This is a genomic window from Collinsella aerofaciens (assembly GCF_027679495.1).
Taxonomy (GTDB): Bacteria; Actinomycetota; Coriobacteriia; order Coriobacteriales; family Coriobacteriaceae; genus Collinsella; species Collinsella aerofaciens_AK.
Map to the genome: position 1 here is coordinate 55,010 of NZ_JAQEKC010000007.1, position 13,283 is coordinate 68,292.

The window sequence follows — 13,283 nt, forward strand, 5'->3', positions numbered from 1 at the left end:
ATCTTGAAAGTCCCGTTTAAAAGAGAGGTGACGCGGTATGGAATTGACAGCAATGTTTGGCTCGATTGGCCTGTGTGTGGCCGCAATCGTTGCCGCCGCGGTCATCTACTTTGTGGTCACGGCCATTAAGGGCAAAAGGGCCGAACGCAAAGAGCGCGCGATGCTTAAACAACATCGCGACCAGCAGGGCAAACGCGCACAGAGATAGCTTGTTGAGTTTTGGATCCGTGCGCTAGCTGCGTTTTCGAATCAGGGCAATGTAGAAGCCCTCAAAGTCGCGGCTAGGCGGAATGGTCAGCGTGCCGGGCAGGCCGTTGGCGATGGCCGATACCTGACCCGCGGCAATGGCCTCGGTCAGGGCGTTGGACTCGATGCGCGGCTCCTCACCAGCTTCCTGGGCGCGGCGTGCTTCACTTTCGCTTGGCGTGCCGTCGAGGGGGATGAGCTCGCAGTCCATATGCTTGTCGAGGGCCTCTTGCAGGGCGTCCTCGTTTTCCTGCGGCAAGATCGAACAAGTCGAATAGACGAGCGTGCCGCCCGGTTTGAGGGCCCCCATGGCGCGGTCCAGAAGTGCTCGCTGCGAGCGGGCGCACTTGCTCAGCAACTGCTCGGTGAGGCCGCGCAGGCTTTTCTTGTTGCCACTGATGACGGTGCCCGTGCCGGTGCAGGGAGCGTCGAGCAGGATGCGGTCAAAGCGGAAGAACTCGTCGAGCTCGCGTGCGTCGATGCGCATGACGGGCACGTTTTTGGCACCCTGGCGATGGAGGTTCGACTCGAGCTTTTCGGCGCGGGGAATGCTCATCTCACAGGCGGTGAGGTGCGCCTGTCCCTGGGTGAGGGCGGCGATCTGCGTCGTCTTGCCGCCGGGGGCTGCGCACATGTCCAGGATGTCCTCGCCTGCCTGGGCGCCCAGGACCAACGGCGGCATCATGGATGACAGGCTCTGCAGGTAGATCTTGCCGTCGCGGTAGATGTCGAGATCCCACAGATCGGAAACCTGGGCCTCGGGCAGGATAAAGGCGTCCGGGTACCAGGCGACGGGGTTGTGGGCGATGCCAGCGGCATCGAGCGCCGCAGCGATGTCCTCGGCGGTTGCCTTGAGCGTGTTGGCGCGCAGCGTGACCGGGCGTGTGACCGCGGCGCCGAAGCCCTCGATCATGAGCTCGGCATCGGCGGACGCATAGGCGCCGGCGACTGTGTCGACCATAAAGCGCGGCAGGTCGGCGGCGGAGTGTTGGGCGGCAAGCTGGTCGGAAAGCTCGGTGGAGGCAAACTGCCTAAGCTTGAGCTCGGGCTTAACCTGCTTTTTCTGCTTACGACGACGCGGCTTGGACATCCGTCTTTCCTTCCCGTTCCAAATTGACTACTTTCCGGGCACGCCGCTGCTGGCGTGCTTTAGTACTGGCTCTCGTGCTTGCTAAAGAAGTCGAAGCGCGGGGGCAGCGGCTTCACGCGGTGCTCGCCGGGCTTCTCGCCCAGGCTCTCCACAAACTCATCCGTGGAGGCAAAGATGTTATCCCAGCTAAAGAAGGCGACCGGGTCAACGTCGAAGTACTCGCAGATGAGCTCGCAGCCGGCCGGCACGATGCCGTGCATGAGCACGGTCGCTACGCGCAGCTCGGTAAAGGCGTCGACGAGGGCCTGCGTCATGGCGGCGTTGGCCGGCTCGACCTCGAGCTTGTTGGCGGTCTTGGAGGCATCGCTCCAGCGCTTGTTGGCGGCGCGCAGGTAGTCGTCGCACACAGCGAGCGCTCGGTGCGTCTCGAACTTGTACATGGCCTGCTCAAAGGCGAGGGCTGCCTGCTGGGCGGCTTCGACCACGGTGTCAGAAGCGGCACCGGCGGGGATGCAACCGTTGCGATAGGGACTCTCGTCGCCCTCCTTGACGGCGACGCCGTAGAAGCAGCTGCGGGCCAGGCGGTTGAACACGCCGGTCAGCAGCGCGCTCTCCTTAAGGGCGGGGTCGATAACGCGCTTGTCGTCGCAGGCGCGCACCTCGTTGCCGTCCTTGTCCTTGCCGGTCACGCGCGTGTCGTATGCCTTGGGGCTAAAGCTCACCGGCTTCTCGGACAGGCCGAGCGACAGCCAATGCGCGCGCATCTGCTCGCAGGTGTAGTGGTTGAGCAGGTCGTCTGCCGGCGGGGGAGGAGTCTGCGAGGACGAGCTGGCCTTTTTGCCCATGTAGAGCAGGTGGTAGCAGGCGCTGACGGTGCTCTGCGTGAGGTTCCAGCCTAGGGCCTCCCACATGGCGGTCTGCGCGATGCAGTAGAAGTAGATGTTGTCCTGACCGATAAACTGGTAGATCTGAGCGTCGTCAGAGCACCACCAGTCGCGCCAGTCGAGCGAGCTGTGCTGGTAGGTGGGCGCGGGCACCTGCGTGGAGTCGGCAGCGGGCTCGCCCATGAGGGCGGCATCCTGGGCGGCGACGCCCTCGGTCACGCCGGCGGCCTTGGCATCGCGCGCGAGCACGGTACGCGTATAGCTGATGGGCGCCCACAGGCTCTCGGGCCAGCACCAGCAGGTGACGTCGGAGACGCCATCGACCTCGGGCACCGGAACGCCCCAGTCGATGTTGCCGGTGATGCGGAAGGGCACGAGCGCCTTGCCGCTGCGGAAGCGCACGCCGCCGTTGGCGAGCACGGCGTGGGCATCGTCGCGCTCCTTCCAGCTGGGGAAGGTGACGGTAAAGCTGCTCTTGTTGCCCTCGGGCTCCAGCACGGTGTGCTCAGGAAGCTGATCCTCGACGGCATCGAAGGCCTCGCGGAACTTGTTCTGGATGTAGAGCTGGGCCGGCAGCAGCCACTCCTCCATGGTCTTGGAGACCACGGAGCGAACCTGCGGGTTCTGGGCGAGCTTGGCGGTATAGGTCTTCATAAAGTCGAGGTAGGCCGGCAGGTCAAAGTAGAGGTTGTCGACCGGGCGCAGCTCGGGCACCTCGCCGGTGAGCTGGCTCTTGGGCGCGATGAGCTCCTCGGGCTCAAACTGGTGACCCAGGTCGCACTCGTCGGCGTAGGCTTTCTCGGACTTGCAGCCCTGGATGGGGCAGCGGCCGATCACCTGACGGCCGTTGAGGAACGTGCCGGCCTTGGCATCGTAGAACTGCAGCGTGGAGCGCTTGGAGATGGTGCCCTGCTCGTGCAGACGCTCGATAATCTCGGCGGTCACCTCGTTGTGAATCTGCGCAGCCGGCTCAAGGCCCGAGCCGCCGTAGATGTCACAGCTGATGTTGTAGTTGTTGAGGGTCGCGGCCTGGCGGGAGTGATTGGACTCGACGTACTCGTTAATGGACTTGTCGTAGCCCTCGTTCTCCTTGAGCTTGCGGTAGCTCTCCATGATGGGCGAGCCATAGCAGTCGGTGCCCGAGGTGAAGATGACGTTCTCGCGGCCCAGGCGGTCGCGCAGGAAGCGGGCGAAGAAGTCGGCAGGGACAAAGACGCCGCCAACGTGGCCAAAGTGAAGGCCCTTGTTGCCGTAGGGCTCGCCGGCGGTAACGATGGCGCGGCGAGGCCAGCTGGGACGGTCGTTCATGGAGTATTTGGATGCCATGGGACTCCTTCGCATATGGTGAGGGCGCGGCCGGGCGCGGGGCTCGGCGGCGCGGTGGTCAATTCGTGCATATCGTTCGACATTATCGCACATGCGGGCGGGTGCGTGGCAGGGGCGCTATCCTAAGATGCTATGAATGAGATTTCCAACATACATGCGTTTGAGGACGAGGATTTTCTGCACGCTTGCTTCGTGTGGGGGATGGTCGTAGTCGGCGTGTTTGCCGTGTGCCTGGTGCCGGTGTTTATGCTGCTGGGCGGGCCCGCGGACCTGGATGCGGCTGACGCGGGCGGTTGGACGGCGGTTGTGGGCTGGATAGTCGGCTTGGCTGCGGTTTCGGCGGCTTCATTTGCCGTGCACGAGCTGGTGCACGGTGTGTTTTTTAAGCTGCTGGCGCCTGCGGGCGCGCAGGTGACCTTTGGGGCGAATCGCGAGACGGCGATGATCTATGCCTGCGCCGAGGGCGTGGTGTATTCGCGCCGGCGGTACGTGGCGGTTTGCCTGGCGCCGACGGTTGTTGTGACGACAACGCTTGCCCTGGGGTTTGCGTTTTCGGGCTATCCGCTGCTGTGCTATCTGGCGGCTGGTTTGCACCTTTCGGGCTGCGTGGGCGACTGGTACTACGTGCGGACGATCCTGCGCGACCGCCGCATTGTCGCCTGCGAGGATACGTCCTTTGGCGTGCGCTTTTTTGGGTGAGGAGATATCGATGAAGTCGTTGTTGCTGCATGCGTGCTGTGCGCCGTGCTCGCTTGAGCCGGTTCGCCTGCTGCGCGAGGAGGGGTTTGAGCCCACAATCTGCTGGACAAACCCCAATATTCAGCCGCACGATGAATGGCAGCGGCGTTTGGACGAGCTGCGCCGGTGGTGTGCCGATGGCGACATCGAGCTTATCGAGGCGGGGGAGGACCGGGAGCGCTGGGAGGCCGGCGTGGCCCCGCTGGGCGCCGATCGAGCCCGTCGCTGTCGCGCATGCTATGCCCTGCGTCTGGCCGAGGCGTGCCGTGTGGCCCAGGAGCGCGGGTTTGAGTTTGTGGGCACGACGCTCGCCGTCTCGCCGTATCAGTTGTTTGAAACCTGCAATGATGTGTTGGAGCGCTTGGCGGCGGCACATGGGCTCACCCCGGTGATTCGCGATTTTCGCCCGTATTACCCCGAGGCGACACGCCGTTCGCACGAGCTTGGCATGTATCGGCAGAACTACTGCGGTTGCCGCTTCTCGGCTGTCGAGGCGGCTATGGACCGCGCCCGCATCCGCGACGAGCGCAAAGCCGCCAAAAAGTAGTTCATTTGGGCTGGGGCTTTGAGCTGTCTGTGCGGTACGGTCGTTTTTGGGAAAGTCGATTTAATTAAGCGTGTGATCATGGCTTGCTTGATACCAAACGACGACTCCTATGATCCTAATTCTCCGTTTGTTAAACATCAGATCCGGACTTGCTGTTGCATAAGAATGGGACGACAGCACAATCATGTCGTTTCCTTCTGCAAATCGCCTAATTACCGGTGTTTTACCGTCTGCGAGCGCCAATACAGCACAGCCGTTCCAAGGCTTTGCGGTGGTATCGACAAGTAGTAAGCTGCCGGGAGGGTAAATGCGGGACATTTCGTCACCTTTGATTTTAACGAAAACGCTATGTGGGTGACGCTTGGCTACGTCTACGGGCGCGCAAACATTTTGTTGGCTGTGCGTGATGCGGCGCTTTTGCGATTCGATATCGATGACGGGAAATGCGCCCTCCATTTCGTGGATAGCAGGGTCTTCGTCGGTGACGATTCTTTTATTTGCGAGTTTTACGGCCAAATCGTTTTCCTCGCCAACAAGTTCATCGCGGGTGCAACCGATGTTAGCGCCGGAATAATTTAGCCAAATATAGTCGGCCGAGATTGACCAATCCCGGCCGACCCATTTTAGCCAACACGCCCGCATCTATGACTTTCCTATCGCATTCCTACATCCCCTCGGGCTGGATCCCCCTCACCTTCACCGCCTGGGGGACGGCCTCCACCGAGTAGGTGTCAAGCTCCCTGCCGCGGTAGCTCGGGCCCCGCATCACGAACACCGACGCCTTGTCGAACAGCCTGTCGAGGGCGCAGAGGAGCGTGTCGTCGCCCGTGAAGAACTCATCCCACCCGCTCGGGGCGATGTTGCTCGTGAGGACCATCGCGTTCGGCCCCTCCTTCTCGTAGCGCCTGTCGACGACATCGAAGAACAGGTCGGTGCACGGCCTGTCGTAGACGCATCTCCCCACCTCGTCAACGATGAGGCACGACGGCTTGACGAGCGAGGAGACGACCCGCGAGGTGTTTCCCCGCTGGACGGCCTTCTGGAACCTGTCCCTGAGCTCGGTCGCCTTTATGTAGTAGGTCTTGAGCCCCCGCATGCAGCACTCGCGCCCGTAGGCCTGCGCGAGGTGCGTCTTCCCTATGCCGCCGGGCCCGACGAAGGCGACGTTGCGGTGCGCGTAGAGGTCGGCCAGCGACGGGAGCTTGCCCAGCGCGGCCGCGTCCCGGCCCTGGATCCTGGAGAAGTCGAAGCCCTCGAAGGTCTTGGGCTCGCGCCTGGGCAGCCTGCTCAGCCTCAGCAGCGTCTCGATGGAGGCGAGCCTCCTCTTCTCCGCAAGGTAGGAGAAGGTGGCTGCCACGGCGGCCATCTCCCCGTCGCCGAGGTCGAGGTCCGAGGCGAGGGTCGCGAGCTCCTCCGCCCCGACGGCGATCCCGAGCCTCGACGCGGCGTCGCTCGCGAGCTCGTAGGGGCTCGCCCCCGCGCCCGCCATCATTCGGCCCTCCCGAAGTCGAACCTCTCGAAACCGGGTTTCGTCCTGGGCGGGGCGATTTGCTCGACCACGGTCCCCACCGGCTGGGTCGGCAGCTCCTCGGGCTGCGCCGGCGATGTCTCCCACTGCCCCTCGCACCAGCTGTCGGCGCCGGTGCCGACGGCGTGGGCGACGAGCTCGCGGGAGAGGTCGTCGCTGTATATGTGCACCACGCGCCCCTCCCGGTTCACCCTGCACTCGCGGCGGACGTACCAGTAGGGCACGCCGTAGCGGTGCCCCTCGAAGCTCACGAAGCCGTCGAAGGAGATCTTCCGGCGCGGGCACAGGTACCGCTCGACCTCGGCCGTGACCTCGAGCGGCCTGGTGTTCGCCGAGCACGCCGCCTCGTGCTCGCGCATCGGGACGCATGCCGCCGCGCGCCGCCAGCGGCCTCCCTGCTCGGCGCACCAGAGGGCGGCCTCCCGGTTGAGGGCGTCAAGGTCGGTAAAGGACCTTCCCGCGAGGAAGTTCCCCTTCACGAAGCGGACGAGCCTCTCCACCTTGCCCTTCGTATAGGGGTGGCGCGGCCTGCACAACCTGGTGCGGAAGCCGACGACGCCCATGAACTCGGCGTAGTCGGCCTGCCAGACGGGCCGGCCGTCGGCATCGCGGCGGACGACCACGCTCTTCATGTTGTCGGTGAGCACGGTCGCGGGCACGCCCAGCGCCGAGAACGCGTGCAGCATCCCGATGAGGAGGTTCTCCTGGCGCGCGTTCGGGAAGAACTCGACGTGGGCGCCCCCGCAATGGTGGCAGACCATGGCGAAGCAGGCGATCCGCGCCCGCTCCCCGCCAGGGCGCTCGACCGCGACGAAGCCCCAGTCCATCTGGTAGGCCTCTCCGGGCGCCGTCCTGAAGCGCTGGCCGCGGCAGCCCTGCGGGGCCGCCTGCCGCCTCTTCGCGGGCACGAGGTCCCGGTGCGCGGCGATATAGGTCTTCACCGTGGTGAGGCCGCCGGCGTAGCCCTGGCCGAGCAGCCGCTCGAATATCACCTGCGAGTTGGTGACGCCCTTCCGCAGGAGGTCGTCCACCAGGCCGGTGTGGCCGGCGAGCACGCCCGGCGCGGCCCTCCTCCCGCTGTTCCCGTGGGGCAGGGCCCTGAACCCGTGTGCCCTGACCGTCCTCGCGCGGGAGCGGGTGAGCCCCGTCCTCCTGCAGAACTCCGCGAGGTTGCATGCCTGCGGGTCGAACCCGTCGCCCTCCTCCGCGGCCATCTCCCGGAGCGCCGCGTCTATAATCTCCTGTAGGTCATCGTGTCTCTCGTTCACCTCAATGGTCCTCCTAACGCCGGCGTGTTGGCACCACCAGCGTAGTGGCGGCGGGGAGGCACGGTGGCCATTATTCGGTGACCGGGATTGGTCAAAATAGTTTGACTATTAGCGGCTAAAATCGCCCGGCGCTAACACCGAAGAGCGTTTGTAACTTTTCAATATGGCGCTCACGGGGGGCATACCGACTTTTTTCCCAACGACAAACGGTCTCTTTAGATACCCCCAACATCTCTGCAAGTTGCGCCTGACCAAGATGCTCCATGGTGCGGAGTTTACGAATATTTGCCCCGAAGCCCATGGCTATAGATCCTCTCGCCACAGAGGGAGGCATAGACAGTTTGTGCCACCATAGCCTTTGGTGAGCTCGTCAATGGATAACGGGAATAATTCCATTCCTGCTTTCTCAAGCGCTTCGTTGGTCCAAACGTTTTCTTCATATACGCATAGTTTTCCTGGCGAGAGCGCAAGGATAGACGTTGCGTTGTTCCGGCGCTCTCTTTCGTAGGCGGTTTGATTCCCGCCTCCGCAGTCAATTACTTTTATTGGTTCGCAACAGGCTGCAGAGAGTATTTCCGGAATCGTGCGATCGATAGGAGTGATCGTAAGGCCCTTTCCGGATCGTTTTAGTTGAATGCGGTATGCATCAACGGCATTGCATATCTCACGATCGATGAGGAACGCGTCGTGATCAATTCTACTTATGAACGTATCGAGGTGGATACGCAGCCCGTCAGAGGGGACTCGAATCGCAATTAGCTCGGTGGTCTGGAATTTATTTGAGGTCAGGAGCTCTTTGGCAAGTGACTCGACGGCGGCGGGTTCAGTTCGGTCAGAGATTCCAGCTAATATTGTCTTAGCACTGATAACAAGAATGTCTCCGCCTTCGATATGGTAACTACTCCTGTTCAAATCACATACTGGGGTTTCTCCCATGATCTTGTGGTGGGTGAATATCTGCCGGTATAAGGCGACCTCACGATCACGCTCAGGCCAATACATATGATTTAGGATGATGCCGTCTCCGACTACCACAGCAGGATCACGAGTGAAAAAAAGCGTGTTGAGGGGATTGACCAAGAGCGAGGCGGGGTCAAATTGCTCGTGCACGAGCGCCCGTAGTGTTTCCGACTGGTTTGAACATAGCTCAGTGTCTCCAAAGCGAATGCCGTTAAGTACTATATTCACCAATTCCTGGGTGTTCTTAGCGTTCTCAAACAGCTGGGTTATTGTCTCGAGGAACTCTCTGCCTGTTGCCCCACTGCAACGGAGGTAGTCATCAATAAAATATTTAAGTGATTGGGGCTCAGTTTCAAGTGAGTCTTCGAGAAGGTCCCTAATTTCAATGGTTTCTACGCCATGTTTCTCAAGCAATTGAACCATGGAATCGTGCTCATATATTGCTTTGTCGAGGTCAAAACGACCGCTCCATTTTCGCAGGGAGAAAACTTGGCTGAAGTCGGCATCAGGGTAGTTTTGTGTTTCAGCTCCTGGTCGATGGACAAGTACGGCTTTTAAATGACCGATTTCATTTGTTATGTGTACGCCTTGCATGTCTGTCTCCTGTCCTGCTGGTTTTTATATAAGGCTAAGGCAGGTTCCTTGTTGTGTTGCGGAAAAGTTAAAAGACGTATGTAATTGATAAATAACATCAATTTTAAATATCAGATTGATTAATAACGTCACTTTAGCTGCCGTTCATAGGTGAAAAGCGACACGATGGCGATGGTTGGCCGACCACCGCTGAGCAACCTCATACATTTATGGTGCCAGCTGGATAGAAGGGAAAAGGAATGAAGGAGGAGATATGGCAGCGGAAAGTTCGAAAGGCATCAAGCAGTTCAAGGTCCCGCACGTATATGCGATCATCTTTGCACTTATGGTCATCTTCGCTGTTCTCACGTGGATTGTTCCCTCTGGGTCCTATCAGCGTCAGGAGGTGAACGGTCGTGAAGTCACTGTCGCAGGTACGTATGAGCAGAGTGAAAAGACATATATTGACGAGGAAACCGGGGATGAAGTAGATCTCAGACAAGGCGTCTTCGATGTTCTTCAGGCTCCAACGCGCGGTATACAAGAGGCAATTGAGGTCGTTGCATTCATCTTGATTGTGGGCGGTTCGTTTCAGGTTATTACTAAAACGGGCGCTATCACGAGCGGAATGGGTCGTGTCGTTCGCCGCTTTAAGAACAAAGACATTCTAATTATTCCTATTGCGATGGTTCTCTTTGCATTGGGCGGAACGAGCTTTGGCATGGCGGAAGAAACTCTCCCGTTCTTTGCGATCTTCATGCCAATTATGATGGCTATGGGCTTCGACTCGATGACGGCGTTCATGGTCGTGTTCGTTGGAGCGCGCACGGGTTACATCGCCTCAACGATTAATCCGTTTAATGTTCTCATTGCGCAAGGTATTCTTGGTATTCAGGGCAACCCCCAGCTGTGGCTGCGTATGATTGCCTGGGTTGTTTTGACCGCCGTTGCAATTACTTGGGTTGTCCTCTATGCACGAAGGGTAAAGAAGAACCCTGAGTCATCGATCACATTTGAGGATGATATCGCCAAGAAAGTCGAGTTCGCTGCCGATGAATCTGCCCTTGACGCGGAATTTACGGGTCGTCAAAAAGGCGTGCTTGCGGTATTTATCGCTGGAATGTGCCTTATCATCTGGGGACTTGTGACCCAGGGCTGGTATATGAACGAGATTTCTGCGGTCTTTTTGGCCATGGGTCTGTTGGCTGGTGTTATTGCGGGCTTTAGTCAGGACGTCATCGCTCAGGAATTTGTTGCGGGTATCGCTGACTTTGCTTTCTCGGCAATTGTCGTTGGACTTGCGCGTGGCATCCTTGTCATTGCCTCTGACGGCATGATCATTGATACCATCCTCAATGCGCTCGCTACTGGTCTGGGCGGCATCCCGGCGGTTCTCTTTACTACGCTTCTTTATGCGGTTGAGAACCTCCTGGCGATTCTGGTTCCCAGCTCATCTGGCCTTGCAGCACTGACCGCTCCCATTTTTGGACCTTTGACCGAACTCATGGGCCTTAATCCCGAGGCTGCCGTGTGGGCTCTCTCCATGGGTAGCGCGACGATGTCTTTGATCTGTCCTACTAGCGCCATTCTTGTAGCGGGTTTGGGCGTGTGTAAGATCAAGCTTGGCCAGTGGTGGAAGACCGTTTGGAAATTCTTCTTGGTCGTGTCGCTCATCAATATCGTATTCGTAGCAATCTCGGGACTTATTGCCCTGTAGGTTTCATGGCTGAAATGGAGTAACAGGAATGTCTAAAGGACTGAATGTACACAGCGAGATTGGTAAGCTCAAGAAAGTTGTGCTTCACCGCCCCGGCCGTGACCTTGTGAACGTAAAGGCGGAAGAGTTCGAGGATGTCTGGATTCACGACTGTTTCTATCTTGATGTGGCTCAAAAGGAGCATGATGCCTTTGCGGATCTTCTGAGGAGCGAAGGTGTTGAGGTTCTCTATATGGAGAAACTCGTTGCTGAGGCGCTGGATGCATGCCCCTCGGCTCGCGCTGAGTTTACCGATACATTTATGGCTGAGAGCGGGATTGTCAATCCTCTGCTTGAGCAGGCTGTTCGTGAAAAGCTCGACGCTATTTCAGATTCGTATCAGTTCGTACTTGAGGCTATGGGGGGGGGTATCGTTATCGTGACCTTGAGCTGCCTCGCGTCTCGACTACGCTTAGTATGATGGATAATGAGGATGCGAAGCCCGATGATTTGGTGTTGAAGCCTCTTCCGAGCTCATATTTCTCTCGCGATCCTCTTGCTTCCGTGGGCAAAGGCGTTCTGCTTCACCATATGTATTGGAAACAGCGAGATCGTGAAGTGCCCTTCTATGAAGCGATTTTCAAATACCATCCCGATTATGTAGGGACTCCGATTTGGTACGACCATAAGAATCCCTGGCATATCGAGGGCGGTGATGTGCTTAACATTAACGCTCATACCTTGGCTATTGGAATTAGCCAGCGAACTGAGGCGGCTGCGATTGAGGAGCTTGCGAAGAATTTGTTCTGGGGATCTGGGAATTCTGAGATCGATACCGTTTACGCTATTAAAATCCCCAACGGCTATGCTTACATGCATCTTGACACCGTTTGCACCATGGTGGATTTCGATAAGTTCACAGTTTATCCCGGTATTTTTGAGACCCTTCGTGTTTATCGTCTGACTCGTGGTGACTCTGAGGGAATGGTCGCTGTTCAAGAGATTGATGACACGCTTGAACATATTCTTGAAATGGCTACTGGCGTGGAGAAGGTGCAGCTTATTGAGTGCGGTGCCGGCGATATGGTTGAGGCATCTCGCGAGCAGTGGAACGACGGGTCGAACACTCTTGCCGTTGCTCCTGGTAAAGTCTGTGTTTACGAGCGCAATGTTGTCACAAATGATGAGCTCTACAAGAACGGTTTGGAACTTTTGGTCGTTCCCTCCGAGGAGCTGTCCCGCGGTCGTGGCGGCCCGCGCTGCATGAGCATGCCCTTCTGGCGCGAAGATATTTAGTTGCAAATCCACTGTGATGGGAGATGGCGAATATGGGTGTTAACATCGCTGGGCGCAGTTTTCTGAAGCTGCTTGATTACACGACGGAAGAGATTGAGTATCTGCTTGAGCTTTCTGCTAACTTCAAAAGCATGAAGCGTGCCGGTGTTCCGCATAAATACCTTGAAGGTAAGAATATTGTTTTGCTATTTGAGAAGACTTCCACGCGTACTCGTTGCGCCTTCGAAGTTGGTGCACTTGACCTTGGCATGGGTGTAACTTATTTGGATCCGGGCTCGTCCCAGATGGGCAAAAAGGAGTCGATTGAGGACACGGCTCGCGTCCTTGGCCGCATGTATGACGGAATTGAATACCGCGGCTTTGAGCAGACGAAGGTTGAGGAGCTTGCTGCAAAAGCTGGGGTTCCCGTTTGGAATGGGCTGACTACTGAATTTCACCCGACTCAAGTGCTTGCCGATATTCTGACCATGCGTGAAGAGTTTGGAGAGATTAAGGGCAGGAAACTTACATTTTTTGGTAAGGCGGCCGGAAACGTCGCCGATTCGCTCATGGTCATTTGCGCTAAGCTCGGCATTAACTACTGTTCTTGCGGCCCAATCGGGGGAAATTCGGAGGGGGCTACATCCTATGACCCTGAACTCCTTGCAGAATGTAGTCGTATTGCGGCCGAGCATGGATCGACGATTACCATTACAGAGGATATTGAGGAAGGCGCTCGTGATGCCGATGTAATTTACACGGATGTTTGGGTTGGCATGGGTCAGCCCGCAGAGCTGTGGGAAAGCCGCATTAAGCTCATGTCGCCGTATCGTGTGACCGCTGAGGTGATGTCTATGGCAAAGCCCGAGGCGATTTTCCTCCACTGCCTTCCGAGCTTCCACGATACTAATACTACTGTTGGTGCCGAAATTGCTGAGAAGTTTGGAGTCACCGAAATGGAAGTCACGGACGAGGTTTTTGAGTCCGATAAATCTCGTGTTTTCCAAGAAGCGGAGAATCGTATGCATACGATTAAGGCGGTGATGTACGCAACGCTTAAGTAGCGGGGCGTTGAGAAAACAGTCGCAAATCTGTTTGCCATACTATATTTCTCTCAACAAGCTGATAGGATACAGGGGAGAATGATGCGCG

At 58.0% G+C, this 13,283-nt stretch carries 12 protein-coding genes and 1 pseudogene; 6 read left to right on the top strand and 7 right to left on the bottom strand.

Annotation, left to right across the window (positions count from 1 at the left end; translation table 11 throughout):
* Positions 1-37 precede the first annotated feature (37 nt).
* On the top strand, positions 38-208 hold the full coding sequence (locus PGW49_RS03995) for a hypothetical protein (RefSeq protein ID WP_156327664.1): 171 nt from the start codon (positions 38-40) through the stop codon (positions 206-208).
* A 24-nt stretch (positions 209-232) separates the two neighbouring features.
* On the opposite strand, the gene PGW49_RS04000 is transcribed toward PGW49_RS03995, so the two are convergent.
* Together PGW49_RS04000 and PGW49_RS04005 are read right to left on the bottom strand one after the other, a co-directional pair.
* Positions 233-1,336 (bottom strand): RsmB/NOP family class I SAM-dependent RNA methyltransferase, encoded by a 1,104-nt coding sequence (locus tag PGW49_RS04000; protein WP_270225617.1) that lies wholly within the window; start codon positions 1,334-1,336, stop codon positions 233-235.
* Between the two features lie 59 nt (positions 1,337-1,395).
* A complete protein-coding gene (locus PGW49_RS04005; RefSeq protein WP_270225618.1) occupies positions 1,396-3,546 on the bottom strand; it encodes a methionine--tRNA ligase in 2,151 nt (716 codons plus the stop codon).
* Between the two features lie 132 nt (positions 3,547-3,678).
* Here PGW49_RS04005 and PGW49_RS04010 point away from each other — a divergent pair, with 132 nt between their 5' ends.
* Positions 3,679-4,245: a DUF3267 domain-containing protein gene (locus PGW49_RS04010; RefSeq protein WP_270225619.1), complete on the top strand. Its 567-nt coding sequence runs from the start codon at positions 3,679-3,681 to the stop codon at positions 4,243-4,245.
* A gap of 10 nt (positions 4,246-4,255) precedes the next feature.
* Entirely contained in the window at positions 4,256-4,831 is a 576-nt protein-coding gene (locus PGW49_RS04015) for an epoxyqueuosine reductase QueH (protein ID WP_270225620.1), read from the top strand.
* 60 nt (positions 4,832-4,891) lie between these two features.
* Here the strand turns inward: PGW49_RS04015 and PGW49_RS04020 are convergent, their stop codons facing one another.
* The 5 genes from PGW49_RS04020 to PGW49_RS04040 all read right to left on the bottom strand — a co-directional run bounded on the left by PGW49_RS04020 (position 4,892) and on the right by PGW49_RS04040 (position 9,181).
* Positions 4,892-5,473 (bottom strand): S24 family peptidase, encoded by a 582-nt coding sequence (locus PGW49_RS04020; RefSeq protein ID WP_270225621.1) that lies wholly within the window; start codon positions 5,471-5,473, stop codon positions 4,892-4,894.
* Between the two features lie 22 nt (positions 5,474-5,495).
* Positions 5,496-6,323: an ATP-binding protein gene (locus tag PGW49_RS04025; protein WP_006235234.1), complete on the bottom strand. Its 828-nt coding sequence runs from the start codon at positions 6,321-6,323 to the stop codon at positions 5,496-5,498.
* Positions 6,320-7,627, bottom strand: a complete 1,308-nt coding sequence (istA, locus tag PGW49_RS04030) for an IS21 family transposase (protein WP_035138955.1) — start codon at positions 7,625-7,627, stop codon at positions 6,320-6,322. Before istA ends, PGW49_RS04025 begins: the two co-directional genes overlap by 4 nt.
* 115 nt (positions 7,628-7,742) lie before the next feature.
* Positions 7,743-7,928, bottom strand: coding sequence for a helix-turn-helix transcriptional regulator (locus PGW49_RS04035; protein ID WP_270225622.1), 186 nt, complete (start codon positions 7,926-7,928; stop codon positions 7,743-7,745).
* Positions 7,929-7,930: 2 nt separating this feature from the next.
* The gene (locus PGW49_RS04040; protein WP_270225623.1) at positions 7,931-9,181 is read right to left on the bottom strand and encodes an arginine deiminase; all 1,251 of its coding nucleotides are present in this window, start codon (positions 9,179-9,181) and stop codon (positions 7,931-7,933) included.
* Positions 9,182-9,434: 253 nt separating this feature from the next.
* On the opposite strand from PGW49_RS04040, the gene PGW49_RS04045 reads away from it, so the two are divergent.
* From PGW49_RS04045 to argF, 3 genes and pseudogenes are all read left to right on the top strand, one after another.
* Positions 9,435-10,877 carry a YfcC family protein gene (locus PGW49_RS04045; protein WP_035137320.1) on the top strand — a complete coding sequence of 481 codons (1,443 nt, stop codon included), beginning with the start codon at positions 9,435-9,437 and terminating at the stop codon, positions 10,875-10,877.
* Positions 10,878-10,905: 28 nt separating this feature from the next.
* Positions 10,906-12,152: pseudogene (locus PGW49_RS04050) on the top strand (arginine deiminase).
* Positions 12,153-12,184: 32 nt separating this feature from the next.
* A complete protein-coding gene (gene argF / locus PGW49_RS04055) occupies positions 12,185-13,195 on the top strand; it encodes an ornithine carbamoyltransferase (protein ID WP_138112876.1) in 1,011 nt (336 codons plus the stop codon).
* Positions 13,196-13,283: the final 88 nt, after the last annotated feature.

Excerpts from the sequence above, each read along its gene's own strand:
- PGW49_RS03995 (WP_156327664.1), top strand. The coding sequence starts at position 38 with ATGGAATTGACAGCAATGTTTGGCTCGATTGGCCTGTGTGTGGCCGCA.
- PGW49_RS04045 (WP_035137320.1), top strand. The coding sequence starts at position 9,435 with ATGGCAGCGGAAAGTTCGAAAGGCATCAAGCAGTTCAAGGTCCCGCAC.
- PGW49_RS04005 (WP_270225618.1), bottom strand. The coding sequence starts at position 3,546 with ATGGCATCCAAATACTCCATGAACGACCGTCCCAGCTGGCCTCGCCGC.
- PGW49_RS04020 (WP_270225621.1), bottom strand. The coding sequence starts at position 5,473 with ATGCGGGCGTGTTGGCTAAAATGGGTCGGCCGGGATTGGTCAATCTCG.
- argF (WP_138112876.1), top strand. The coding sequence starts at position 12,185 with ATGGGTGTTAACATCGCTGGGCGCAGTTTTCTGAAGCTGCTTGATTAC.
- PGW49_RS04000 (WP_270225617.1), bottom strand. The coding sequence starts at position 1,336 with ATGTCCAAGCCGCGTCGTCGTAAGCAGAAAAAGCAGGTTAAGCCCGAG.
- PGW49_RS04015 (WP_270225620.1), top strand. The coding sequence starts at position 4,256 with ATGAAGTCGTTGTTGCTGCATGCGTGCTGTGCGCCGTGCTCGCTTGAG.
- PGW49_RS04035 (WP_270225622.1), bottom strand. The coding sequence starts at position 7,928 with ATGGGCTTCGGGGCAAATATTCGTAAACTCCGCACCATGGAGCATCTT.
- PGW49_RS04025 (WP_006235234.1), bottom strand. The coding sequence starts at position 6,323 with ATGATGGCGGGCGCGGGGGCGAGCCCCTACGAGCTCGCGAGCGACGCC.
- PGW49_RS04010 (WP_270225619.1), top strand. The coding sequence starts at position 3,679 with ATGAATGAGATTTCCAACATACATGCGTTTGAGGACGAGGATTTTCTG.
- PGW49_RS04040 (WP_270225623.1), bottom strand. The coding sequence starts at position 9,181 with ATGCAAGGCGTACACATAACAAATGAAATCGGTCATTTAAAAGCCGTA.